Here is a 25185-nt window from a genome sequence, read left to right on the forward strand (position 1 = left end):
TGCATCCCGGTTGGGGAAGCAGTGAAGACAAGGAAGACAAGCTGGAGCCAGTCTACCCCGGGTACGGAAGTGACTAGTACCGGGCTCGGAGGTGCTCGCAGGCCGTCTGCCCTGAGCGGCCCCGGGGCGGCAGCGCAGCAGGGCTCAGCGCGCGTCGCGGTTTCCCCGGTAGCCTCCACCCCGGTTGCCGCCGAAGCGACTGGAGCCGCGGTCGTCGCGTCCGGAGCGGTACCCCCTGTCGCGGTCCTCCCAGCGGCGGCGGGGTCGCTCGTCGCGGTCCCAGCCTCGTGAGCCTCTACCTGACTGGCCGTCGCGGCCAAAGCCCCGGCGTCCCTCACGGTCGCGGTCCTCCCAGCGGCGGCGGGGTCGCTCGTCGCGGTCCCAGCCTCGTGAGCCTCTACCTGACTGGCCGTCGCGGCCAAAGCCCCGGCGCCCCTCACGGCTGCCGGGTCCTGACCACCCGTGCCCCGGACCCTCGTCAGGGCGGATCCTCAGCTCGCGTCCGCTCACGGTCGCCCGGCCGATGACGTCAAGCTGGTCAGGTGTCAGCTCGGTGTGGACCGTAACCAGGGAGAAGGACTGGAGGATGTCGATCTTGCCGATGGCGGATCCGTCAATGCCGCCCTCGTTGGCTAGTGCCCCCACAATGGCGCCTGGCATGACGCGGTCACGGTGACCGACCTCGAGACGGTAGACCGTGCCCGGTCCCTCAGGCTCGCGACGCCCGCCTCTGGTCGCGCCACGCCTGGTATCGGACCGGTCCCTGCGGTGGCGGTCGTCGCGTCCGCCCTCGAAGGAGGCTGACACGAAGGCGCCGTCGGAGTCGAGGCTCTCCTCCCGGGAGCCCCGTGTCGCACGGTGGCTGGGGGAGCCGCGGTCCCCGTCGTCACGGCGAGCGGGTCCCTCGTCACCGACGGCCAGCGCGACCAGGGTGGCTGCCAGCTCCTGGGTGGTGGTGCCCAGGTCCTCGGCCGTGGAGGCTACCAGGGGCAGGTAGGCGTCCAGACGTCCTCGCTGGTGACGGGAGCGTGCCCGCTCCAGCAGGGTGCGGGCACGGTGCTCGGAGACGTCGGCCGGGGAGGGCAGGGTGATCTCCTCTAGACGCGTCCCGGTCAGCCGCTCGATCTGACGCAGCTTGCGCTTCTCCTTCGGCGTCAGGAAGGTGACCGCCTCTCCGTGGCGTCCCGCCCTGCCGGTACGACCGATGCGGTGCACGTAGGCCTCGGCCTCTCGGGGGACGTCAAAGTTGACTACGAGCCCGATGCGGTCCACGTCAAGGCCTCGAGCGGCGACGTCAGTGGCGACAAGCACGTCCAGGGTGCCTGAGCGCAGCCGCTCGACTAGGCGCTCCCGCTCCCGCTGGGGTACGTCCCCGGAGATGGCGGCAGCCTGGATACCTCGGCCCGCCAGCTCGATGGCGACGTCCTCTGCAGTGGACTTGGTACGTACGAAGACGATCGCCGCCTGGGCCTCCGTGACCGCCAGGACACGGGAGACGGCACCGATCTTGTGACGGAAGGGGACGACGGCGTAGGTCTGGCGGACGGTGGCGACGGTGGAGGCGGGGCGTGAGACCTCCACCTGGACGGGCTCGTGAAGGTGCTGACGAGCCACCTCCTGAATGGCGGGCGGCATCGTCGCGGAGAACAGGGCGGTACGGCGCTGCGAGGGCAGGGAGGAGGCGATGGTCTCCACGTCCTCAGCAAAGCCCATGCGCAGCATCTCGTCGGCCTCGTCCAGGACGAAGTAGCGTACGTCCTCCAGGAGCAGCGCTCCCTTTTCAATGAGGTCGATCACCCGTCCCGGGGTGCCGACCACGACCTGGGCACCGTCCTTGAGCGCGCCGATCTGGGGGCCGTAGGGCGCGCCCCCGTAGACCGCGACAACGTCCAGGCCCCGGGAGCGGGCGGCCATGTCGGTGAGGGCTTCGGCACTTTGCAGGGCCAGTTCCCGGGTGGGAGCCAGCACCAGGGCCTGGACCCTGGCGTCACGGGCCTCGACGGTGTCCAGCAGGGGCAGCCCGAAGGCTGCCGTCTTCCCGGTACCGGTCTGAGCCACGCCGACGACGTCGCGGCCGCCCAGCAGCACCGGGATCGCCTCCCTCTGGATGGCGGTAGGAGTGGTATAGCCCATGTCGGTGACAGCCTTGAGCAGGTCGCCCGGAAGTCCTAGGTCAGCGAAGGTGAGCTCCCCTGGGTCTGCGGCCTCGGTGCTCTCGGAGCCCTCCCCGCGGTCCCCACGGTGCTCCTGAGGAGCAGGAGCAGTGCTTCTCCCGGTTCCCGGCTCCTCGGAGTCCCTGGGACCTCTGTGCTGACCATCCTCCTGGTCATCGGGCCGGTCGTCGTGAAGGTCGTCGTCATGGGAATCCCTGTCCTCGGGGTTCTCGGGGTCGCGCTCGGGGACGTCTCGCTCGATGTCGTCCTCCTCGTCCTCGTGCTCTACGTCGACAGGGTCCTCAGGCGAGTCGGAGGAGGCGGGGGTGGCGAAGTCGTCCGGCGAGGTGGCATGGGGGTCATGGCCCTGAGGAGTGGCGATGCCGTGGCCGGAGGCCTCGGCGGCGAACATAGCGTCGAGGCTCAGTGGCCCGTTGCTGGTTGTCATGAAGTTATCCCGTTCTGTCCCCGTGAGTGAGACGGGGACTGCTCTGTGGAGAGTGGGGGAGGACCGTGTGTCCTCCGCTCTTGCCGCACCTGACCCACTGCTCCCGCCGCCGCTGCCTGCCCGCAAGCGGGTCCAGGACGGCTGACGGTTCTACGCACAGGCTCTCGGGGTCACCGACGCCACCAGGCGGCGCCGTGGTCCTCCGGACGGGGCACCAGCGCGGATCGCTCCAGTGATGAGGTTACGGCAGCCCAGGGAGGGGGTTCCACCACCTGGAGCCATGTCACAGGTGAGGTGGGTCTCGGGCCAGGGCGGTTCGTCCGGGTTCGTGTGAGAGGTAATGCAAGAGAGATGTTGGTGACGCAAAAGTAATATCCTATTTTGCAGTGCTTTCGTCTCCTTGATTCTACTTGCGTGTCCAGATCCTGGTAGGTGACTTCTCTTATTTCTGCTGGGCTCCGGGCATTTCTGGTCGTCGTCTCGTGACCTCACTGTGGCCTAGGCTGGTGACGCCACAAGATTCGTGGGATATATCATCACTTTGATGCCGGTGGGGCGCGCAGGTGTTCTCAACCCCTTTCCTTGCGGGGCACGTGCCTGCGGCCTGCCGTCCCAACGTCCCTACAGGTCCCCCACAGTGAACGAGGCCATCTCATGCGACACCCGTTGCAGCCGCCTGCGGCGAGCCACGCGTCAGGGCTGTCGTGGCACGCGGGAGTCGTGCTGCCGGTGACGCTCGTCATGCTTTTGGCGTCTCCGGCGGGAGGGCAGGAGCAGGGCCCATCTGATGCCCCAGAGGTGTCCTGGTCATGTGCTGACGCTGCCCTAGGAGCCTGTGTGCGGCTGCAGGAAGAAGCCGATGGTGACGGGAACACCGACGCCAGGTCCTTTTCCATTGAGGGCACCATGGAGCGGGCCGCGGAGCCGACACCCACCGGAGAGCCTGCCGAGCCTGTGCCGCCTACTGAGGACGAGGAGGCTGCCGAACCTGCTCAGCCCGACCAGGAGGTGCAGTCCCCGCAGTCCCCCCTGCCTGCTGACTCTCCGGCTGGCTCGCTCGGCCCCGATGACCCCGCGGACTCCGCCACGCCGAGGGAGCCCGCCGCTCTCGCTGAGGCCGCCGACACGGCGCAGGCGGGGCCGACCGATCCGCCCGGTCCCGAAGAGCCTGAGGCCGCAGGCCCCGGGCAGCCTTCGGCCTCCGAGGAGGTGGGGGCTGGCGCGCAGCCTGAGTCCTCTGACCCTTCTGTACCAGCCCCGGCTGCTGAGGAACGCACCAGGAGCGACGAGAGTCAAGGTGATGGCGCGGACGATGGCGTGGACGAGGTCAGCAGAGGTGTAGCAGAGGATGCGGGTACGGGTGCGGAGTCAGGCACACCTGTCCTGACAGCCCCTCCGACGGCGACAGGGCTGCCAGACAGCGGGAGCGAAAGCGACCTTGACCAGTCAGGCCGCGGCGGTGGTGAGGACAGCTCGCAGGTGCGGGACGGCTCCGGTCCCTCCTCGGACTCGCCTGAGGCCTCCGTCGATGCCCGTGAGCGTCCGTCCTTTGACCCTGTCCCACCCGTCTCGGACACCTCCCAGCTCAGTGCGGACAACGCAGGAGCACTGTCAGGAACCCGTCGGGGAGATGCCGTGGTGCTGATGATTCCCAGAGACCGGGCCTCGGCCGGAGAATGGGTGTCCGTCTTTGTCCTCTCCGACAGCACGCGGTCCCTAAGCGTTTCCGACAACACGTCGTCAGGCTGGATCCAGATCGACTCGTCCAACAGCGTCACTGTCGATATATCCGGCCTGAGGACTGGTACCTACAGGCTGGTTGTCGCTGACAGCGGCAACAATCTGCTTGGATGGGCGCAGCTGGAGATACAGGCGGGCTCCTCCGGCAGTGACGGCAGCGAAGTCGCCTACGTCATCCCGGGGGAGGCCGCCGTTGGCCAGACGTTACGTGTTGGGCCCGAGGACTGGATGCTCCTGGGAGCCGGGATGCTGCTCGTCCTGGGGACGGCAGGATTCCTCGTGGTCGCACGCCCGGGTGTCCTTAGGTCAGTGGCGCGTGCCGCCTCGGAACTCGGCCGCAGGCGCTAGGGAGGCTATGTGGTCGTCGCAGGCGGAGCCAGGCAGAGTCAGGAAAGGCAAGGCAGAGGAGGAGACGTGTCGCCAGTACACACGGTACCTGGGGTCCTGCCAGCCGCCTCGGCTGCCGCCTGTACCGTGGCCGGTGGCAACGCCGCTGGTGACGTGGCTGCGAGTACTGTGCGGCGGCTCCGGGCGGCTGTGCTCATGCCTTGCACCACCGCCGTGGCTGTGCTCCTGCTCCTGCTTCTGGCCTCACTTGTGATGCCCGTCCAGGCCAGCGCAGACACGACGACGGGGTCCTCTACCACCGGAACAGCCTCTACCGTCAGTCCCTCTACTGTCGCGGTAGGAGGTACGGTGGTCTACACGGTCTCAGGGTTTCCCCGCGGGGCGACAGTTCAGGTGCTCGTAGACGACGGGGCGCTGGCAGCGTCGACCGGCCCGGACGCAGGAGTGGTCACCACGCTCCACATCGACGAGGACGGCACCGCCTCCGGGGCATTCGAGCTGCCTGCCTACGTCGGCCTGGGGGAGCACTGGCTGCGTTTCCGTGCTGTCGCGGGACCGGATGTGGCCACCTCGGACCTGCGGACGACGGAGTACACCAACAAGAGCCCCTACTTCACCGTTGCGGGAGTTACTGTGATCGGGGGCGCCGATCAGGCCTCTCCGGTGCCCACGGAGGATGACGGTGCGCTCGCGTCATCCTCGGACACGGCCACGGAGTCTGTCAGTGCCAGCCACAGACCCACCCCTGCAGTGGCCCTTGCGGAAGCTGAGCGGGGGCCGTCCAAGGACTTCCTCCTTGTCGGGACAGCGGTCCTGGCCGTCTCGCTGGTGGTCTTCATCCTTGCTGGCATCGTCATCGTCAACCGGCGGCGACTTGCTGGCCTGGAGGGTCGCCGGTCCTGATCAGCACCGGGCCGTGCCACATCGTCGGGCGCCTGGACCGCACCAGCCAGCCGGTGGTGCGTGCACCACCGGTCCCGGCCAGGCCGTAGACTTCACCCGGTGCCCGCTGCCGGCGTCGCGGCAGGTACCTGAATCGTCTCCCTGATGGAAGGACTCGGCACCGTGCTGAGAACGCGAGCAGCAGGCTCCCTGCGCACCGGCGACATCGGACAGACCGTTACGCTGGCCGGGTGGGTGGACCGTCGGCGTGACCACGGCGGGGTGGCTTTTGTCGACCTGCGTGATGCCTCGGGGGTCGCCCAGGTCGTCATTCGCGAGGAGGTTGCCCACGACCTGCGCTCGGAGTACGTGCTGAGGGTAGTCGGCGAGGTCAGCGCTCGTCCCGAGGGCAACGAGAACCCGAGCCTGCCGACCGGGGACGTCGAGGTGGTGGTCCGTGACCTCGAGATCCTTAACCCCTCTGCCGCTCTGCCCTTCCAGGTCTCCGACCACGCCGAGGACTCTGGTCAGGCAGGTGAGGAGGCCCGCCTGAGGTACCGCTACCTGGACCTTCGCCGCTCACCGATGCAGCGTGCCATCCGGCTGCGCTCGCAAGCCTCCCGCGCCGCCCGTCGGGTGCTGGACTCCCACGACTTCGTTGAGGTCGAGACCCCCACCCTGACCCGGTCGACACCCGAGGGCGCCCGCGACTTCCTTGTGCCCGCCCGCCTGGCTCCCGGGTCGTGGTATGCCTTGCCGCAGAGCCCCCAGCTGTTCAAGCAGCTGCTCATGGTGGCTGGCATGGAGCGCTACTACCAGATCGCTCGCTGCTACCGCGACGAGGACTTCCGGGCGGACCGGCAGCCGGAGTTCACCCAGCTTGACGTAGAAATGAGCTTTGTGGACCAGGAGGACGTCATCAAGGTGGCGGAGGAGGTGATCCGTGAGGTCTGGGCGCTGGTCGGCCACGAGGTGACCACACCGATCCCGCGGGTGACCTATGCCGAGGCGATGAGGCGCTACGGAACGGACAAGCCGGACCTGCGTTTCGGGTGCGAGCTGGTGGACCTCACCGAGTACTTTGCGGCCACAACGTTCCGGGTATTTCGTCAGCCCTATGTCGGTGCGGTCGTAATGCCTGGGGGCGCCTCGCAGTCGAGGAGGACCTTCGACGCCTGGCAGGAGTGGGCCAGGCAACGTGGCGCCAAGGGCCTGGCCTACGTCACTGTGGCCCAGGACGGGACGCTCGGCGGGCCTGTGGCCAAGAACATCACTGAGGCGGAGCGTGCGGGCCTGGCGCAGGCCTGTGGTGCTGCCGCAGGTGACTGCATATTCTTTGCTGCCGGGCAGGTCGAGCAGGCGCGCGCCCTGCTCGGGGCCGCTCGTGTGGAGGTGGCGCGCCGTTGCGGACTGGTGGACGAGGAGGACTGGAGCTTCGTGTGGGTGGTGGACGCCCCCCTGTTCAAGGCCGCCGCTGAGGCTCGGGCAGACGGGGACGTCACCCTGGGTGCCTCCGCGTGGACTGCGGTCCACCACGCCTTCACCGCCCCCAGGCCGGAGTGCCTGGGGACCTTTGACACCGACCCAGGCTCTGCCTTGGCCTACGCCTATGACATCGTGTGCAACGGCAACGAGATCGGTGGCGGATCGATCCGCATCCACCGCCGTGACGTGCAGGAGCGCGTCTTCAAGGTCATGGGAATCGAGCCGCAGGAGGCCCAGGAGAAGTTTGGCTTCCTCCTGGAGGCCTTCTCCTACGGGGCGCCGCCACACGGGGGTATCGCCTTCGGGTGGGACCGGATCATCGCGCTGCTGACGCGCGCGGACTCGATCCGTGACGTTATTGCCTTCCCGAAGTCGGGAGGTGGCTACGACCCGCTGACGGAGGCGCCGGCGCCCATCACGGCCCAGCAGCGCAAGGAGGCGGGGGTGGACGCCGTACCCGCCCGCCGGGACTCACCCCGGCCCCCTGCCAGCCAGTAGGTACGTGCGAGCCTGAGGCACAATAGGCCCATGGCGCGCTACACCGAGATCCACCCCGTCAACCCACAGACCCGTCTGGTCAGAAAAGTCGTGGACACCGTGCGGGAAGGGGGGCTGGTCGCCTACCCTACCGACTCCGGGTACGCCCTGGCCTGCGCCCCGGGTAACAAGGAGGGACTGGACCGTATCCGCTCTATCCGGCAGCTGGACAGCAGGCACAACTTCACCTTCGTGTGTGCCAGCTTTGCGCAGGTCGGTCCGATGGCGATCCTGGGCAACAACGCCTTCCGCCTGGTCAAGCGGCTGACTCCGGGGCCGTGGACCTTCATCCTCAAGGGAACTAAGGAGGTCCCGAGGATGACGCTCAACCCCAGGAAGCACACCCTGGGGGTCCGTATCCCGCAGCACGCCCTGACGCAGGCCCTGGTGGCCGAGTTCGGGGAGCCCCTGCTGTCCTCCACGTTTATCCGCCCCGGCCAGGACGAGCCGGAGACCAGCGGGTGGGAGGTTGAGGAGTCCCTGGGCCACCTTATTGACATCGTCATAGAGGGACCGGTTGGCCGTGGAGAGCCGACGACGGTGGTGGACCTGACTGATGACTACCCCGAGGTCGTGCGGGAAGGGGCCGGGGACGTCAGCCTGCTGTAGGCGACGCCGACTCCACCGCTGACTGTGCTGACTCCGCTGACTCCACGGAGGATGCCGTCCTGTCGGGAAGGGCCTCCTCCTCACCAGCCGGTTGTCTACCAGTCGGCATGCCACCGGCCGCCATGACCTCCTCATCGGGCGCAGCGGACCTGGCAGTCTCCAGTGTCTCGGGGACCTCGGAGGTCTCGGCAGGCTCTCTAGCCTCTCCGTTCGGGTCCTGCTCCGTCTCCTGGTCCACCTCCTGGCGGTCAGCACGGCCCTGTGCCGCGGACGCTCCGGAGGGTCGGAGCCAGCGTGGTGCCCACCAGCTCCAGCGTCCCAGGATCCTCATGACGGAGGGCAGCAGCAGCAGCCGGACCAGCAGGAGGTCCACTGCGACGACGAGGGCGAGCGCCAGCCCGGTCTCCTGGACGAGCGGAAGCCTGCTGACCAGAAGGCTCGTACAGGCAGCCACCGTGACGACGGCTGCTGCGAGAACGGGGCCTCGTGACTGGCGCAGTCCCAGGTGCAGCGCGGTCCGGTGGTCCGTGCCAGCGCTGCGGTGCCGGGCGACACGGCTCATCAGGACGACCTCGTGGCTCATCGCCAGGCCCAGCCCGAGGAGCACTGCCGTGACGACAGCGGTGGTGTCCACACCGACACCTCCGGCCGGGGCCAGTCCCAGCAGGCTGCGGCCGTGGCCCTCCTGGACCACCCAGGTCAGCACTCCCAGGGAGGCGGACAGTGACAGGCCGGTGACGGGAACCGCTACGAGCGGCAGGAGCAGGGAGTCCGTCAGGAGAAGCAGGAGGACGACAGTTGCCAGGACTACTGCCGCCGCCACCACCGGGGCGCTTCCGAGCAGCGAGCCGCGCATGTCGACCTGGCTTGCCGCCTGCCCCGTCACCCACGTCTCTACCGGGGGATCGAGGGCGCGAAGGGCGGTGACGGCCTCCTCGGCGGTGCCTGACCAGCGCTCTCCGGTCAGGTCCAGGTAGACCACCGTGTAGTCGCCAGCGGTCGAGGGGCTCACAACTGCCTCAACCCCGGGGACTGAGGCGACGTGGTCGTTGATGAACTCGGTGACGCTCTCCCCGGTCCCGGCGAGGATGAGCGTGGCGTCCTGGTCCACCGTTGAGGGGTACTCCTGCTCCAGCACCGCTGCGTAGGCCCTCTGGTCGGAGCCGACCGGGAGCTGGTCCGAGGCAGTCGAGGTGAGCGTGTGCAGGCTGCCCAGCGGGACAGCCAGACCGGTCAGCACCAGCAGGCATCCTGCCAGGACAGCCCAGGGGTAGACGCTGCTACGACGAATGCGGGCACCTGCTGGTGTCGTCCCCCGGCCGTCCCTCCTTATGCCTGACAGGCGTCTCAGCGCGGACGAGAGCGTGGGGCGGATGGGGAGGAGGACCGGGGAGACAGGCCGGGACGAGGGGCGCAGCACCTCCTGTCCCGTCAGCGCCAGGAGTGCTGGGACCAGCGTCAAGGAGACGCTGACGGACACGAGGAGGACAACAGCCCCTGTCAGTGCTGAGGCTCTCAGCGTACCCTCGGCTGCCAGGTAGAGACCGCAGAGGCTGACCGCTACCGCCAGGGCTGAGAAGACGACTGTGCGGCCTGCTGTCCGCATCGTCGCTGACAGCAGGCGGGCAGCGGGAGGGGCCTCGGCGTCGCGTCGGTACCGGTGCGTACCCCGCACGGGAGCAGGCCTGTCCGGGGTGGTACCCGAGCCAGGGTCCTGCGTGTGCGTGTCACCTGGCGCGCTGCCTGCTGGGCCGTCCTCCGGCGGTCCTTCTGGCTCTGTCGCGCTCGCGCTCGGTGTGCCCGAGCCGAGCGTCTCCTGGTAGCGGGAGGTGAGCAGCAGCGCGTAGCCCAGAGTCAGGGATGCTCCCAGGACCCAGAAGACAACAGCTGCCACGTAGGGGACCTCGACGACGAGGGACAGCCCGTAGACGGCGCCCAGGGTGCTGGCTGCTGAGACCACGGTAGCCAGGAGGCAGGCGCCGACCTGCAGGAGCCTGCTGACGGCCAGCGCCGTCACCAGCAGGGCCACAGGAAGGAGCAGGAGTCCGGATCGCAGCAGGTCCCGGCCTGCCTCACTGCTGATCGCCTCCTCGACGGAGCCGTCGTGGGAGACGGTGCCTCGGGCGCCCGGAGCGGTTGCGGCGAGCTCTGCAGGCACCTCTTCCAGGCGGTTACTCACCTGGTCCACCAGGGCGGCTACCTCCTGGGCGTAGCGGGTGTCCTCAGGGTCGGCGACCGCGGAGCCGTTGGGGTTGACCGTGACGACGACGACGAAGCCGTCCATGCTGTCGGCCGCCATCGACCGGGCCGCGTCCGAGGTCAGCATCCCCGGGACCACAAAGGGGTCCAGGACGTTGTGTGTGCCCACGAGCTGCCCCAGGTCGGCGTGGGTGGTGGACAGGGCCTGGGCCACCTCCTCCTGCTGCTGGGTCGTGGTCAGGTCCACGTCCGAGACCAGGAGGGTCACGGTGACGGCGTCACCGGACAAGGAGTCCAGGACATAGCCGCCCTCAGCGCTCTGGGTCCCTGGCGTGTCAGCTGTCACGCTGTGGAGGCGGGAGAACAGGTTCTGTCCTCCCAGGCCGGTCAGCGCCGCGACTACCAGGACCGCCGACAGGACGAGCCAGGTCGCGACGACGAGCCAGGCGTCCTTGAAGACACGGTAGGAGAGCCAGCCGAGCATGACGGCATTGTCGCACCATGTGCCGACGCTCATGGGCAGGACGAGGGATGCGCCGCGTCCCCTGCGAGCCAACCGGCGGCACCGAGGCTGAGAAGGCTATGGTCAGGACCCATGGACCTGTTCGAATCTGTGGGTACCGACGACGCCGGGTTGCCGACCCACCGCCACGCGCCGCTGGCGGTGCGCATGCGTCCGCGCACCCTGGAGGAGGTCCAGGGGCAGGACCACCTTCTGGGGCCGGGGGCGCCGCTGCGACGCCTTGTGGAGCCGTCAGGGGCAGGTGACGACCGGGGTGCGGGGGTGTCCTCGGTCATCCTGTGGGGGCCGCCGGGGACCGGCAAGACGACGCTGGCCTACCTGGTAGCCCGGGCTAGCGGGCGCCGTTTTGTCGAGCTGTCCGCAGTGACCGCCGGGGTCAGGGATGTACGCTCCGTCGTCAGCGACGCCCGCCGTCAGCTGGCGGCGTCGGGGCAGGAGACGGTGCTCTTCGTGGACGAGGTCCACCGCTTCTCACGCTCGCAGCAGGACGCCCTGCTGCCCAGCGTGGAGAACCGGTGGGTGACCCTGGTAGCGGCGACCACGGAGAACCCCTCCTTCTCCGTGGTCTCACCTCTGCTGTCACGTTCCCTCCTGCTGACCCTGCGCTCCCTGGGCCCTCAGGACCTGAGGCTCCTGCTGGAGCGTGCCCTCACCGACGAGCGCGGGCTGGCCGGGGCGGTCGCTCTTGAGGAGGAGGCTCGTGACCAGGTGGTGCGTATGGCAGGCTCCGACGCGCGCAGGGCGCTGACCGTCCTGGAGGCGGCCGCGGGAGCCGTCCTGGCGGAGGGTGCGCGCGGTAGCGGGCACGACGGTGTCCCTGCCACTCCCAGAATCGTCCCCAGCATCACGGTCAAGGACGTGGAGCGCGCTGCCGACACCTCGGCGGTGCGCTACGACCGCCAGGGAGACCAGCACTACGACGTCGTCAGCGCCTTCATCAAGTCGATGCGGGGCTCCGACCCTGATGCCACGATCCACTACCTGGCACGGATGATCGCCGCAGGCGAGGACCCCCGCTACATCGCCAGGAGGATCGTCGTCCACGCCTCCGAGGACGTGGGGCTGGCGGACCCCTGGGTGCTGTCAACCGCGGTTGCTGCCCAGCAGGCGGTGGCGGCGATCGGGATGCCTGAGTCCGGTCTCGTGCTGGCCCAGGCCGCGCTGGCCGTGGCGACGGCACCGAAGTCCAACGCGGTAGCCACGGCCCTGAGCCGGGCTCTGGAGGACGTGAGGGCAGGACGCGGCGGCACAGTGCCCTCCCACCTGCGGGACGCCCACTACGCCGGTGCCCAGGCGCTGGGGCACGGGCGGGGCTACCTCTACCCCCACGACTTCGCGCACTCGGTAGTAGCCCAGACCTACCTGCCTGAGGACCTGGACGGCACCCAGTACTACCAGCCGACCACCAACGGGCACGAGGACCGCGTCTCCCAGAGACTGGCCCGGGTACGGTCCATCCTGAGCTCCGGTGAGAGCCCCGGTGACGGTCCTGGTGGCGCGCCAGGGGCTACCTGGCCCCAGGCTCCCGCGCCCGCGCGCTCCCGGAAGGACTCCCCGGGCACTGGACAGTCGTAGGCTGTCTCGGTGAGCAGCATGCGGGGCGGGACGGGGACGACGGAGACAGGGCGCAACGAAGGCAGGGGAGGCGTAGCCGTGCCAGGAAGGCTGCCAATGGTACTTGTCGGCCTGGCGGCGGGCCTGCTCTCCGGGCTCTTCGGCGTGGGCGGGGGAGTGCTGCTGGTGCCCGCCCTGGTGGCAGTCCTGGGCCTGGACCACAGGCGGGCTGCGGCGACCTCCCTGGTGGCGATCCTGCCTACCTCTGTCGTCGGTGCGCTGACCTACGGCCTGCGGGGTCAGGTCTCCCTGGTAGCGGCCGTCATCCTCCTGGCCGGGACCCTGGTGGGTGCCCAGGTAGGCGCCTGGCTGCTCCACCGGCTGCCCGCAAGGGTGCTCCCGTGGACCTTTGCCTCCTTTGTCGTGCTCGTTCTGGTGTCCCAGCAGGTCGTGCCCCCGGTGCGGCACGCGGACCTGACCCTGGACCCGGTGAGGGTGGTGGCGCTGGTCGTGGTGGGACTGGCGGCGGGTGTCCTGTCCGGCCTGGTGGGGGTTGGAGGGGGCGTCGTGGTGGTGCCGGGCCTGGAGGCGGTCGTCGGGCTGGGGGACCTGCTGGCCCGTGGTACCTCTCTGGCCGTCATGGTCCCCACTGCCGTGTCCGGGGCAGTAGCCCACCTGCGGCGCGGGCACGCGGACCTGGCCACCGCAGTGGTGACCGGCCTGGCCTCCTCCGCGGCCTCTCCCGTGGGGGCGCTCCTGGCGGCCCATGTCCCTCCCGGGCCGACCTCCTGGATGTTCAGCGCCTTTCTCGTGGTGGTGGCGGTCCTGGTGCTGCGGCGCTCGCCGGGTCGCAGTACCGCTTCCCGCTGACGCCCGCTGGACTGGCGCAGTGTCCCTCGGCTGCCCCGGCTCCCGTCCGACGGCCCGCAGACGGCTCACCTGCAGGGACTGGGTACGCGCAGGTGTGAGGATCGGCTCACAGCCGGACCGGGAAGGTGCGTGCGCCAACTGGTTCGCGCTAGAGTTCAGCAGCCGCACGACTGGGGCGAGCCCCGCTCCCGAAATGCAGGCCTCCTGGGGTCCTGGCCCGTACCGCGGCTGGCCCCGCGTCGCAGGGCGCTGCCTGTGACGTGCGAACACTACTCCGACAGGAAGAAGCAAGCATGAGCTCATCACGTTCCCGCCGCCAGGTCCGTCTGTCCCGTGCGCTGGGCATCCCGCTGACGCCCAAGGCGGTGCGCTACTTCGAGAAGCGCCCCTACGGTCCTGGCGAGCACGGTCGCGCGCGTCGGCGCACCGAGTCCGACTACGCCGTGCGCCTGAAGGAGAAGCAGCGGCTGCGCGCCCAGTACGGCATCCGTGAGGCCCAGCTCCAGCGCGTCTTCGAGGAGGCCCGTCGTGAGAGGGGACTCACGGGTGAGTCGCTTGTCGAGCTGCTGGAGATGCGGCTGGACGCCCTGGTCCTGCGCTCCGGCATCGCCCGCACCATCGCCCAGGCCCGCCAGAACGTCGTGCACCGCCACATCCTCGTGGACGGAAGGGTGGTCGACCGCCCCTCCTTCCGGGTCAGGCCCGGCCAGACGATCCAGGTACGCCCCCGCTCCCAGGTCATGGTCCCCTTCCAGGTCGCTGCTGCTGGCACGCACCGTGACGTGCTGCCTGCTGTCCCCGACTACCTGACGGTGGACCTGGAGAAGCTGTCTGCGACGCTGGTGCGTCGCCCCAAGCGTGACGAGGTCCCGGTCACCTGCGACGTGCAGATGGTGGTTGAGTACTACTCACGATGACCTGAGGGTGGCCGGTGGACCAGTCTGCCGGGCGGCAGCGCCCGCGCTGGTTACCGGTCGGCTCCCAGCGTCTGCGTGGGCACCGGGCCCGTGCCGAGCGTGACACCGACAACCAGATGAGGAGCTCATGAGAACCTCCGAGATCCGCCGACGCTGGCTGGACTACTTTGCTGCCAACGGCCACGAGATCCGACCCTCGGTGCCGCTGGTGTCCCCCGAGCCCTCGATCCTGTTCACCATCGCCGGCGTGGTTCCCTTCATCCCCTATATCCTGGGTACCGAGGAGCCGCCGTGGCCCAGGGCTGCCTCGGTGCAGAAGTGCATCCGTACCAACGACATCGACAACGTCGGCAGGACCACTCGTCACGGGACGTTCTTCCAGATGGGCGGCAACTTCTCTTTTGGGGACTACTTCAAGGAGGGGGCCATCGACCTTGCCTGGGGGCTGCTGACCGGGTCCCGGCAGGAGGGCGGCTACGGCCTGGACGGGGACCGCCTGTGGATGACCATCTGGGAGGAGGACAAGGTCTCCTACGACCACTGGACCAGAGCTGTCGGCGTGTCCGCCGACCGGATCCAGACCCTTCCCTTCGAGGAGATCTCCTGGTCCACGGGCCAGCCGGGACCTGCTGGGTCGTGCTGCGAGATCCACTACGACCGCGGTCCTGCCTTCGGCCCTGATGGAGGGCCGGCCGGGGACGCCCGTGGGGACCGGTTCCTGGAGGTGTGGAACCTGGTGTTCGACGAGTTCGTGCGCGGTGAGGGCGAGGGCCACGACTTCGAGCTGGTGGGCGAGCTTGACCGCACTGCGATCGACACCGGGCTCGGGATGGAGCGGCTGGCCTTCCTGCTGCAGGACAAGCCCAACATGTACGAGATCGACGAGGTCCTTCCCGTCATCACTGCGGTGGAGGAGATGAGCGGGAAGACTTACGGCTCCTCAGCCTCCGCGACCTCCTCGACGCGAGCCACCTACTCCGACGACGTCAACATGCGGGTCGTCGCCGACCACGTGCGCAGCGCGCTCATGCTGATCGGGGACGGGGTGAGGCCCGGCAACGACGGCCGGGGCTACGTCCTGCGCCGTCTGATCCGCCGGGCCGTGCGCTCGATGCGCCTGCTGGGGGTGGAGGAGGCGACGATGCCGACGCTGCTGACCACCTCGAAGGACGTCATGAGGGCCTCCTACCCTGAGCTGGAGGAGAACTGGGACACCATCCGCGACGTCGCCTGCGGCGAGGAGGAGGCCTTCCGCCGCACCCTGGCTGCTGGGACCACGATCCTGGATACCGCCGTCGTGGCCGCGAGAAAGCGTGCCGGGACCTCAGGGCGCCCCACCGTCACCGGGGACAGTGCGTTTGAGCTCCACGACACCTACGGCTTCCCCATCGACCTGACCCTGGAGATGGCGGCCGAGCAGGGAGTGGCCGTCGACGAGGCCTCCTTCCGCAGCCTCATGGAGCAGCAGAAGCAGCGGGCTCGCGCCGACGCCCGGGCCAAGAAGACCGGCCACGCCGACCTGCGCGTCCTCCAGGCGCTGGAGAAGGAGATGGGGGGCGGCTCCACCTTCCTGGGGTACACGGACAGCGCGGCCGAGGGCACCGTCACCGGGCTCCTGGTTCACGGGACCCCTCAGACGGCTGTGGCTGCTCCCGCCGAGGTCGAGCTGATCTTGGACCGGACCCCCTTCTGGGCGGAGATGGGCGGCCAGCTGGCGGACCAGGGCGTGATCCGTCTTGCTGACGGCGGTGTGGTTGAGGTCAACGACGTCCAAGCCCCGGTCACGGGCCTGTCCGTGCACCACGGCACCCTCACCGAGGGGACGGTCCGGGTCGGGGAGAAGGCCTTCGCCCAGATCGACACGGACCGTCGCCTGGCCATCGCGCGGGCGCACACCTCGACGCACATGGTCCACCGCGCCCTTCACGAGGTCGTCTCCGCCAGTGCCACCCAGGCGGGAAGCGAGAACTCTCCCTCGCGGCTGCGCTTTGACTTCCGCCACGGCTCCGCCCTGGCCGAGGAGCAGGTTGCGGGTATCGAGGAGCTGGTCAACACCAAGCTCGCTGAGGACCTGGCCGTGACCGACGAGGTCATGGATATCGAGGCCGCCCGGGCCAGTGGCGCCATCGCGCTGTTCGGGGAGAAGTACGGCCGCAACGTCCGCGTGGTCTCCATCGGGGGGGACTGGTCCCGCGAGCTGTGCGCTGGCACACACGTTCCCACCACCGGCACGATCGGCCGGGTGGCTGTGCTGGGAGAGGCCTCCATCGGGTCGGGAGTGCGTCGTATCGACGCGCTTGTCGGCGAGGGGGCCTACGACTTCCAGGCCAGGGAGCACGCGCTGGTCTCCCAGCTGTCAGGAATGGTCGGCGGTCGTCCTGAGGACCTGCCTGAGCGCGTGGACTCCCTCATGAGGCGGCTCAAGGAGGCGGAGAAGAAGCTGGCAGCAGCCGAGCAGCTGGCTACGGCAGCGCGGGCCGCAGATATTGTCGCGGGGACGCGCAGAGTCGGCCAGGTGCGGCTGGCAGCCCTGAGCCTGGGGGAGGTGTCCTCAGCCGATGTCCTGCGGCCCCTGGTCCTGGACGTACGGCAGCGGCTGGGTGACAGCGAGCCGACAGTGGTCGTCGTGGGCGGTGTCGTCTCCGGACGGCCTGTCGTCGTCGTGGCGACCAATGCCCCGGCCCGCCAGCACAGGGTCAGGGCTGGCGCCCTTGTCCGGGTCGCCGCCCAGGTGCTGGGCGGCGGGGGCGGGGGCAAGGACGACCTGGCCCAGGGCGGTGGACGTAGCGCCGAGGCGCTTCCCGAGGCCCTGCGGGCCATCGTGGCGGCTCTTCGGTCCTGAGGCAGGCTCCGTGTCTGCTGTGCGCCCCGGGGTACGTCTGGCCTTTGACGTAGGCACCTCGCGTATTGGTGTCGCCCGCTGCGACCAGGAGGGAATTCTTGCCGTCCCGGCACTCACTCTCAGACGTGACCGCTACGGTAGCGATCTTGACGAGGCAGCCGACCTTGTCGGGGAGTACGCTGCTGTCGAGGTTCTTGTCGGTCTTCCTCGGAGCATGGCGGGCGGCAGCTCCTCCTCAGCGCAGGACTCTCGCCGCTGGGCCCGCAGTCTCGCCGGTACCGTCGCGCCGGTGCCCGTACGGCTGGTCGACGAGCGCCTCACGACGGTGACGGCCCACCGCCGCCTGCACGAGGCAGGCCTGCGGGAGAGGACCTTTCGCGGCGTCGTCGACGAGGCGGCGGCGGTCGTCATACTGGAGCAGGCTCTTGAGACCGAGCGGCTCACCGGGCAGCCGCCCGGCGAGCGAGTCCCCCCGAGCAAGAGAGGCAGCGCGTGAGTCAGGACGACTTCTTTGCTGAGCTTGGTATCCAGCGTCAGGACGGGGCGGATGCCGACCACGGGCCCAGGGGCCGCCGGGCACGGCGTGCGGAGAAGAAGGAGCGTCGTCGGCGCAGGCGCCGTCGTCGCTGGCTGACCTCCGTGGTCCTTGTTGTGGTCCTGATCGCCGTAGGCGTGGTGGCCTACCGGGCGTTAGGCGTCATGCGCGACACCCCCTCCGCGACCTCGGCGGCCCAGGACTACGAGGGAGCCGGTGAGGAGGAGGTGGTCATCACGGTTCCTGAGGGAGCCTCCGGACGTGATATCGGCGCGCTCCTGGAGGAGGCCGACGTGGTCGCCTCCGCCGCCGCCTTCGTCGAGGCCTACAAGGCCAACGAGAAGTCGGGCACCATCCAGCCGGGGACCTATACGCTCAAGACGCACATGTCCGCGGCCAACGCCGTAGCCACGCTCCTGGATCCGGCGTCCAAGGCCGAGCACAGCCTGACCGTCGCCGAGGGCTTCACCAAGAACCAGGTCAAGGAACGGCTTATGAGCGTGGGAGACTTCACCGCGAAGGAGGTTGACGAGGCCTACGCGGATACTGAAGCCATCGGCCTACCTGAGCAGGCAGGTGGTGACGTCGAGGGCTGGCTGGCACCGTCTACCTACGACATCGGCGAGGACGACACCGCCACGGACGTGGTGGCGCAGATGGTCTCCACCACAGTCGCCAACCTACGCTCCGCCGGCGTAGAGGAGGAGGACTACCAGGAGGTCCTGACCAAGGCCTCTATCGTGGAGCGCGAGGTCTCCCAGGCCCAGTACTACGGTCAGGTGGCCCGGGTCATCGACAACCGCATCGCGGATACCGAGGGTGAGACCCAGGGCATGCTCCAGATGGACTCCACCGTCCTGTACGGCCTGGGCCGAGTGGGGGGCATCCCCTCCCCGGAGGACACGGCCGACGCATCCAACGCCTACAACACCTACCAGCACCCCGGCCTGCCGCCAACCCCGATCGGGAGCCCCGGTCAGGAGGTTATCGCGGCCGTGCTGGACCCGCCCGAGGGCGACTGGCTGTACTTCGTGACAGTTGACCTGACCACGGGTGAGACGCTCTTTGCCGCGACGCTGGAGGAGCAGGAGGCCAACACGGAGAAGCTCAACGCCTACTGCCGTGAGAACCAGGAGGTCTGCCAGGGCGCCACTGCGACCGCCACGGCTGCGCCTGATCCGGCCACGGCTACCCCTGATGGCGGGTCGTAGGCCTGCCAGCCCGGTGAGGCCTGTGGCAGGTTCCGGGACTGGTGCTGCCGGGGAGGGTAGCGCCAGTCAGCAGGGGGAGGTACTGGGCCACCGGGCCGCGGTCGTCGGGCACCCGGTCTCCCACTCCCTGTCACCGGTCCTGCACCGTGCCGCCTACGCCCAGCTCGGCCTGGGCACATGGCACTACACCAGGATCGACCTGCCTGTCACGCGGCTGCCGGGCCTGGTGTCCCAGCTGGCCGCGCCGGTCAGCGATGGCTGGGCCTGGTCGGGGCTGAGCGTGACGATGCCGCACAAGCAGGCCCTGGTGCCCATGCTGGACGTGGTCGACCCTCTGGCCCAGGCGGTGGGCTCGGTCAACACCGTGGTGGCCCAGCGCTCGGGCACGGGACCGGCCCTGCTGGCGGGGTTCAACACCGACGTGACTGGGATCGTCGAGGCGGTACGGGAGACTGCTGCGGCGTGGTCCGCCCAGGCGCTGCCAGCCTTGCCGACCTGTGCACCGGGCAGGGCCGACGGGTGGGGAGTCTCTGGGGCAACAGCCGTCGTCCTGGGCTCTGGGGCCACGGCGTGCTCAGCCCTGGCCGCGCTCACCGAGCTGGGCGCGACACGGATCGTCGTAGCCGCCCGCCGCCATGCCGGCCCTGGCCGCGCCCTGAGTGCAGCACATCGTATGGGTCTGGAGGTGGAGGCCCTCACCTGGACCCCGGGCGAGGTACGTTCTGACTCTGCCGTGGCCGAGGTTCTGGCCCAGGCGGACCTAGCGGTCTCCACCCTGCCCGCAGGTGGTGCGGACACGCTGGCTGAGGCCCTGCCCGGAGTCCTGGGCCAGGGGAGACTTACGGCAGGAGCGGTCCTGCTTGACGTCGTCTACGCGCCCTGGCCGACACCTCTGGCCAGCGCCTGGGAGCGCGGTGGCGGGGCGGTGGCACCCGGCTGGCTCATGCTGCTGCACCAGGCGGTGCCCCAGGTCAGGCTGATGACGGGCCGCGGCCCTGATGTCGCACCCATGCGAGACGCACTGCTGCGTGCCCTGTAGGCGTGCCCTGTAGGGCGCACGCCCGGGCCGGAGAGGTCGGGTGCCCGGCTATGGGCCACGGTGTGGGATGATCGGTGCCATGCTTCATTGGATGACGGCCGGGGAGTCCCACGGCGAGGCCCTGACCGCCGTGGTCGACGGCGTCCCGGCGGGCGTGGAGATCACCAGCGAGGACATCCGGGAGGCCCTGGCACGTCGTCGCCTGGGTCACGGCCGTGGCGCCCGGCAGTCCTTCGAGCGCGACGAGCTGAGGATCCTAGGAGGGATCAGGCACGGCCGTACGATCGGTAGCCCCGTGTCCCTGCAGATCGGCAACTCCGAGTGGCCCCGGTGGTCCACGGTCATGAGCGCCGACCCGGTGGAGGCCGAGGCGCTCCTGGTGGACGCAGGAACCGGGGACGAGCGGGAGCTGGCTCGCAACAGGCCCCTGACCAGGCCCCGTCCTGGTCATGCGGACCTGCCGGGAATGCTCAAGTACGATCTGCCGGAGGCGCGGCCGGTCCTGGAACGCGCCTCGGCACGTGAGACCGCGGCCCGGGTCGCCCTGGGTGCGGTGGCGGAGGCGCTCCTGGCGCAGGTTGCCGGGATCAGGCTGGTCAGCCATGTCGTACGTGTCGGGACAGTGGCTCTGCCTGAGGACGTCGCTGTGCCGCAGCCGCAGGACACCGCACGCCTGGACGCCGACCCGGTGCGCTGCACCGACCCCGCGACCAGCGCCGCGATGGTCTCGCTCATCGACGAGGCCAGGAAGGCGGGCGACACCCTGGGGGGAGTAGTTGAGGTGGTCGCCACCGGGGTCCCGGTGGGGCTGGGTTCCCACGTTCAGGCCGACCGGCGCCTAGATGCCCGGCTGGCTGGTGCGCTCATGAGCATCCAGGCGGTCAAGGGAGTGGAGGTGGGTGACGGCTTCGCCCAGGCTCAGCTCAGGGGCTCCGCAGCCCACGACGAGATCCTCTCGGTCCGCTCGGGTGGTGTCAGCCGTGCCTCCAACCGCGCCGGCGGGGTGGAGGGCGGTATCTCCAACGGTTCCCCGGTGCGGGTCCGTGCCGCCTTCAAGCCGATCTCCACGGTGCCGCGAGCGCTTCGCACCGTGGACATGGCCACGGGAGAGGAGGCGACCGGACTGCACCAGCGCTCCGACACCTGCGCCGTCGTCCCGGGTGCCGTGATCGCCCAGGCCATGACGGCGCTGGTTCTGGCAGACGCCCTGACTGACAAGACCGGAGGGGACTCCGTGGTGCAGGCCCGTAGCAGCCTCGTCTCCTACCTGGACCGCGTGGCTGAGCGGACACGATGGTGACCGGGAGGGCGGGCAGCGCCAGACAGAGCCAGACGCGCGGGAGCGTGAGCCAGGAGAACACCCGGAAAGGACACAAAGGACACGTAGAGAGGAGCCGCCCGTGAGCACGACAGGCCGCTACAACGACAGGCTGCCTCCTGCTGTTGACGCCGAGGTCCTGCCGCTGGTCCTTGTCGGGCTTCCTGGTGCGGGCAAGACCACGGTGGCACGGCTGCTTGCCCACGCCCTGGGCGTTCAGGTCACCGACACTGATGCCGAGGTACGTCGTAGGTCCCGGATGACCATCCCGGAGATCTTCGCCTCCGAGGGGGAGGAGCGCTTCCGCGACCGTGAGCACCGGGCGGTGCGGGCCGTCCTTGACTCCCCGGCGGCGGCGCACGGCGTCGTGGCGCTGGGCGGTGGCGCGGTGGTGCGCAAGGAGAACCGCGAGCTCCTCAAGGGTCGCGTTGTGGTCTACCTCGAAGCCACCCCCCTCACCGCTGCCGTCCACGTCGGGGACGGGTCCGGCCGACCACTCATGACGACCGGGGACGAGGCACCCGGTGGTGCTGGCACCCTCCCTGCGCGGATCGGTGCCGTGCCGGAGCAGGGCACGTCCTCACCCGGTGCGGCTGACACGGCTGTGGGCCAGGACCCGCAGGACGCGAAGCAGGACGGGGGAGGCGGCAGCCATGACCCGGTCCTGGAACGGATGGAGGCCCTGTACGCGCAGAGGGCAGCACTGTACGAGGAGGTCGCCTCGATCACCGTCCCTACCGACGGGCTGAGCGCCGAGCAGGTCGCGGCCCTGGTCCTGGTGGCCCTGGGAGCCAGGCCCCACCGGGTCGCCGGGGCGCTGGCCCCCGTCGCGCCCGGCTCCGGCGACGTGACCGGCTCTGCCCGTGCCGGGGCGCAGTACGAGGAGCCGCCCGTCCCAGAGGCAGTCGGGCTGCGTCGCATCGGCGTGAGAGGGCCGCATGCCTACGAGGTCCTTGTGGGCCGAGGGCTTCAGGACCAGCTGCAGGCAGCGGTGCGCCAGGTGGCGGGCGGCGGCAGGGGCGGGGTGGCGGTGGTCCATGACGAGCACCTTGGTGCCGTCGCCGCCACCTACGAGGCCGAGCTGGGTCGTGCCGGCCTGCGTACCACCCGAATCAGGGTTCCTGCCGGAGAGGAGGCCAAGACCGCGAAGGTCCTGGAGAAGGTGTGGCACGACCTGGGAGTCTTCCGCATGGGGCGTGACGGGGTGGTGATCGGCCTGGGCGGCGGGGCTGTCACTGACCTCGCGGGCTTCGCTGCCGCCAGCTGGCTGCGAGGAGTGCCCGTGGTCCAGGTCCCCACCTCCCTGCTTGCCATGGTTGACGCCGCAGTGGGTGGCAAGACCGGGATCAACACGGCAGCGGGAAAGAACCTTGTGGGGGCGTTCCATCCTCCCTCTGTGGTCCTGGCGGACACGCAGACGCTGGCGAGCCTGCCGGGTGCCGAGCTGCGGGCCGGCCTGGGTGAGGTCGTCAAGTGCGGGCTCATCGCAGACCCTGTCATCCTGGAGAGGCTCCTGGAGGACCCGCAGGCCTGCACCCGCTGGGACTCCCCGGTCCTGGCCGAGCTGGTAGCCCGTTCGGTATCGGTCAAGGCCGCCGTCGTTAGCGAGGACCTGACCGAGTCCGGGCAGCGGGAGGTGCTCAACTACGGGCACACCTACGCCCACGCGGTAGAGAGGGCCACCGGGTACACCTGGCGGCACGGAGAGGCGGTAGCGGTAGGCTGCCTGTTCGCTGCCCACACGGCTCATCTGGCAGGCAGGCTCGACGCCGAGACCCTGGCCGTGCACTACCGTGTCCTGTCTGCTGTCGGCCTGCCGACCTCTTTCCCGCAGGGACACGGACGCTGGGAGGAGCTTCACGAGATCATGCTGAGTGACAAGAAGGTGCGCGGCGGGGTGCTGAGGATGGTGCTCCTGGAGCGGGTCGCAGCCCCGGTGCGCACGACCGCTCCCGGGGAGCCTGTCCTGCGCCTGGCCCACGAGGCTGTCACCGCTGGTGGGCACGGGGCGGCACGGTGAGGGCCAGTGGTCCCGTCGTGCTCCTGGGACCGCCGGGAGCCGGGTGCTCCAGCGTCGGTCACGCCCTGGCCCAGACCACGGGCCGGGTGCTCACGGACCTGCGGACCACAGTGGCCCGCGAGCTGGGCGTCCACCCGTCAACCGCGCTGGTCGAGGTGCCGGAGGAGCGGTACCGGGAGGCTGAGGCCCGCTGCGCGTGCGCCGCGCTGCGCGAGGCCGAGGACCAGTTCCCGGCAGCCGTGCTGGCCCTGGGCTCGGGCTGCCTGGACCGAGATGAGGTCCGTGCCGCGGTCGGCAGAATACGGGGCGCGGGTGGCTGCGTGGTGGCACTGCTGGCTCGCGCGCGGGCCCTGGCAGCTCGCAACGGCCTGGACGCACCACGCTCCATCGCGCTGGGAGACGTCCACCGGCAGTTCACGCGCATGCTGCGGCAGCGCGAACAGGCCTGCCGCGAGCTGGCCGACGTCGTCGTCGACACGACGGGTACCACTCCTTGCCAGGCTGCTGAGCAGGTGGTGCAGCGCTGCGCAGCCGCAGCGGGCTCGTGACCGGCTTGACAGGAGCCCGTCTGGGGCAGGAGGACCGGGGGCACGATACACTTTCGCCGTTCCCGGACCTTCCGCAGTCCCCGCACCCAAGACGCCATAGATCCTGAGACAGACCCTGAACAGACAGACCTTGAACAGACAGTGAGGATGTGCTCGTGGCCACGACAAACGACTTGAAGAACGGCATGGTGCTCAACCTGGAGGGGCAGCTGTGGCAGGTGGTGGAGTTCCAGCACGTCAAGCCGGGCAAGGGGCCCGCCTTCGTACGTACCAAGATCAAGAACGTGCTGTCGGGTAAGACTGTGGACAGGACCTTCAACGCCGGTCTTAAGGTGGAGACGGCGACCGTCGACCGCCGTGACATGCAGTACTCCTACAAGGACGGTGACGACTTCGTTTTCATGGACGTCAAGACCTTCGACCAGGTCTACGTCTCTGCGGCGACCGTGGGAGAGGCCGCAACCTTTATGCTTGAGGGCCAGGACGTCACGGTCGCCTTCCACGAGGACGCCGTCCTGTTCGTCGAGCTTCCCCCCTCCGTGGTCCTCACGATCTCGCACACGGAGCCGGGCCTGCAGGGCGACCGCTCCTCCGCCGGTACCAAGCCTGCCACTGTTGAGACCGGTGCAGAGATCCAGGTGCCCCTGTTCCTCAACACCGGTGACAGGGTCAAGGTTGACACCCGTACCGGCTCCTACATCTCCCGCGTCACTGACTGATGACAGATCCTGCTGTCCAGGGCTCCTCACCGCCAGCGGAAGCCGTGGCAGGTAGTGACCGGCCTGGTGCTGGCGTCCAGGGGGAGGATCCGGGCGGCGGGGCTCGGGCCGCGGCGTCGTCCTCCCGCCGCGGCAGGCGGGCTAGGCACACGGTCACTGCGCGGACCAAGGCCCGGCGTCGCGCCGTGGAGATTCTCTTCGAGGCCGACCAGCGTGGGCTGCTGGTACCCACCAGCAGAGGGGCGCAGGAGACCGAGGGTGACACTCCCGATCTGGGCGTCCATAACGCCTCTTACCACGACGCCTCCTACCGCGAGGCCTCGCGCAGGTTGAGGAGCTTTGCCGCGCAGCGGGCGGTCCACTCCGCGAACCACACTGAGGCCCCTGCCTACGCCCGACAGGTGGTCGAGGGGGTCTGCGACCACCTGGCAGACATTGACGAGGCCATTCAGACCTATGCCCAAGGGTGGGTGCTCATGCGCATGCCTGCCGTGGACCGGGCAATTGCCCGTGCAGCTACCTGGGAGATTGTCTACAACGACGACGTCGACGTCCCCGTAGCGGTGGACGAGGCGGTGACTCTGGCGCGCCTGCTGTCGACCGAGGAGTCCCCAAGGTTCCTGAGCGGCCTGCTAGGCCGTATCGGTGACCTGGCGGACACGCTGCGCTGACCGGGTGCACCGAGAGA

At 69.4% G+C, this 25185-nt stretch carries 18 protein-coding genes; 16 read left to right on the forward strand and 2 right to left on the reverse strand.

The window, feature by feature from the left end:
• Nucleotides 1-144 precede the first annotated feature (144 nt).
• Nucleotides 145-2601: a DEAD/DEAH box helicase gene (locus D4740_RS00580; protein ID WP_119835004.1), complete on the reverse strand. Its 2457-nt coding sequence runs from the start codon at nt 2599-2601 to the stop codon at nt 145-147.
• Nucleotides 2602-3438: 837 nt separating this feature from the next.
• Here D4740_RS00580 and D4740_RS00585 point away from each other — a divergent pair.
• From D4740_RS00585 to D4740_RS00600, 4 genes are all read left to right on the forward strand, one after another.
• The gene (locus tag D4740_RS00585) at nt 3439-4689 is read left to right on the forward strand and encodes a hypothetical protein (protein WP_119835005.1); all 1251 of its coding nucleotides are present in this window, start codon (nt 3439-3441) and stop codon (nt 4687-4689) included.
• A 66-nt stretch (nt 4690-4755) separates the two neighbouring features.
• Complete coding sequence (locus D4740_RS00590) at nt 4756-5592, forward strand: DNA-directed RNA polymerase II (protein WP_259390570.1); 837 nt, start codon at nt 4756-4758, stop codon at nt 5590-5592.
• Between the two features lie 162 nt (nt 5593-5754).
• Nucleotides 5755-7554, forward strand: coding sequence for an aspartate--tRNA ligase (gene aspS, locus D4740_RS00595; RefSeq protein WP_119835006.1), 1800 nt, complete (start codon nt 5755-5757; stop codon nt 7552-7554).
• 30 nt (nt 7555-7584) lie between these two features.
• Nucleotides 7585-8202 carry an L-threonylcarbamoyladenylate synthase gene (locus D4740_RS00600; RefSeq protein WP_119835007.1) on the forward strand — a complete coding sequence of 206 codons (618 nt, stop codon included), beginning with the start codon at nt 7585-7587 and terminating at the stop codon, nt 8200-8202.
• Here the strand turns inward: D4740_RS00600 and D4740_RS00605 are convergent.
• A complete protein-coding gene (locus D4740_RS00605) occupies nt 8189-10918 on the reverse strand; it encodes an MMPL family transporter (protein WP_119835008.1) in 2730 nt (909 codons plus the stop codon). The genes D4740_RS00600 and D4740_RS00605 overlap by 14 nt on opposite strands.
• A 78-nt stretch (nt 10919-10996) precedes the next feature.
• Between D4740_RS00605 and D4740_RS00610 the strand changes: the two genes are divergently transcribed.
• The 12 genes from D4740_RS00610 (at nt 10997) to nusB (ending at nt 25168) form a co-directional block, all read left to right on the forward strand.
• On the forward strand, nt 10997-12499 hold the full coding sequence (locus D4740_RS00610) for a replication-associated recombination protein A (protein WP_119835009.1): 1503 nt from the start codon (nt 10997-10999) through the stop codon (nt 12497-12499).
• A gap of 18 nt (nt 12500-12517) precedes the next feature.
• The gene (locus D4740_RS00615; protein WP_119835230.1) at nt 12518-13348 is read left to right on the forward strand and encodes a sulfite exporter TauE/SafE family protein; all 831 of its coding nucleotides are present in this window, start codon (nt 12518-12520) and stop codon (nt 13346-13348) included.
• Nucleotides 13349-13641: 293 nt separating this feature from the next.
• Nucleotides 13642-14265, forward strand: coding sequence for a 30S ribosomal protein S4 (gene rpsD / locus D4740_RS00620; RefSeq protein WP_119835010.1), 624 nt, complete (start codon nt 13642-13644; stop codon nt 14263-14265).
• A gap of 127 nt (nt 14266-14392) precedes the next feature.
• On the forward strand, nt 14393-17107 hold the full coding sequence (gene alaS, locus D4740_RS00625) for an alanine--tRNA ligase (protein WP_119835011.1): 2715 nt from the start codon (nt 14393-14395) through the stop codon (nt 17105-17107).
• Between the two features lie 19 nt (nt 17108-17126).
• Nucleotides 17127-17603 (forward strand): Holliday junction resolvase RuvX, encoded by a 477-nt coding sequence (gene ruvX, locus D4740_RS00630; protein ID WP_119835231.1) that lies wholly within the window; start codon nt 17127-17129, stop codon nt 17601-17603.
• Nucleotides 17600-18853, forward strand: a complete 1254-nt coding sequence (mltG, locus tag D4740_RS00635; RefSeq protein WP_119835012.1) for an endolytic transglycosylase MltG — start codon at nt 17600-17602, stop codon at nt 18851-18853. Before ruvX ends, mltG begins: the two co-directional genes overlap by 4 nt.
• 82 nt (nt 18854-18935) lie before the next feature.
• On the forward strand, nt 18936-19892 hold the full coding sequence (locus D4740_RS00640; protein ID WP_396027213.1) for a shikimate dehydrogenase: 957 nt from the start codon (nt 18936-18938) through the stop codon (nt 19890-19892).
• Between the two features lie 79 nt (nt 19893-19971).
• A complete protein-coding gene (gene aroC, locus D4740_RS00645; protein ID WP_182911293.1) occupies nt 19972-21192 on the forward strand; it encodes a chorismate synthase in 1221 nt (406 codons plus the stop codon).
• A 100-nt stretch (nt 21193-21292) separates the two neighbouring features.
• The gene (aroB, locus tag D4740_RS00650; protein WP_259390572.1) at nt 21293-23230 is read left to right on the forward strand and encodes a 3-dehydroquinate synthase; all 1938 of its coding nucleotides are present in this window, start codon (nt 21293-21295) and stop codon (nt 23228-23230) included.
• Entirely contained in the window at nt 23227-23778 is a 552-nt protein-coding gene (locus tag D4740_RS00655) for a shikimate kinase (RefSeq protein ID WP_119835015.1), read from the forward strand. The genes aroB and D4740_RS00655 overlap by 4 nt, the downstream gene beginning before the upstream one ends.
• A gap of 155 nt (nt 23779-23933) precedes the next feature.
• Nucleotides 23934-24497 (forward strand): elongation factor P, encoded by a 564-nt coding sequence (gene efp, locus D4740_RS00660; protein ID WP_119835016.1) that lies wholly within the window; start codon nt 23934-23936, stop codon nt 24495-24497.
• Complete coding sequence (gene nusB, locus D4740_RS00665; protein ID WP_119835017.1) at nt 24497-25168, forward strand: transcription antitermination factor NusB; 672 nt, start codon at nt 24497-24499, stop codon at nt 25166-25168. Before efp ends, nusB begins: the two co-directional genes overlap by 1 nt.
• Nucleotides 25169-25185 lie beyond the last annotated feature (17 nt).

This window comes from Actinomyces sp. 2119, from assembly GCF_003591215.1.
GTDB lineage: Bacteria > Actinomycetota > Actinomycetes > Actinomycetales > Actinomycetaceae > Actinomyces > Actinomyces lilanjuaniae.

Coding starts and splice junctions, on each gene's coding strand:
- D4740_RS00580 (WP_119835004.1), bottom strand. CDS start 2,601: ATGACAACCAGCAACGGGCCACTGAGCCTCGACGCTATGTTCGCCGCC.
- D4740_RS00600 (WP_119835007.1), top strand. CDS start 7,585: ATGGCGCGCTACACCGAGATCCACCCCGTCAACCCACAGACCCGTCTG.
- D4740_RS00605 (WP_119835008.1), bottom strand. CDS start 10,918: ATGAGCGTCGGCACATGGTGCGACAATGCCGTCATGCTCGGCTGGCTC.
- D4740_RS00610 (WP_119835009.1), top strand. CDS start 10,997: ATGGACCTGTTCGAATCTGTGGGTACCGACGACGCCGGGTTGCCGACC.
- D4740_RS00615 (WP_119835230.1), top strand. CDS start 12,518: ATGCGGGGCGGGACGGGGACGACGGAGACAGGGCGCAACGAAGGCAGG.
- rpsD (WP_119835010.1), top strand. CDS start 13,642: ATGAGCTCATCACGTTCCCGCCGCCAGGTCCGTCTGTCCCGTGCGCTG.
- alaS (WP_119835011.1), top strand. CDS start 14,393: ATGAGAACCTCCGAGATCCGCCGACGCTGGCTGGACTACTTTGCTGCC.
- aroC (WP_182911293.1), top strand. CDS start 19,972: ATGCTTCATTGGATGACGGCCGGGGAGTCCCACGGCGAGGCCCTGACC.
- nusB (WP_119835017.1), top strand. CDS start 24,497: ATGACAGATCCTGCTGTCCAGGGCTCCTCACCGCCAGCGGAAGCCGTG.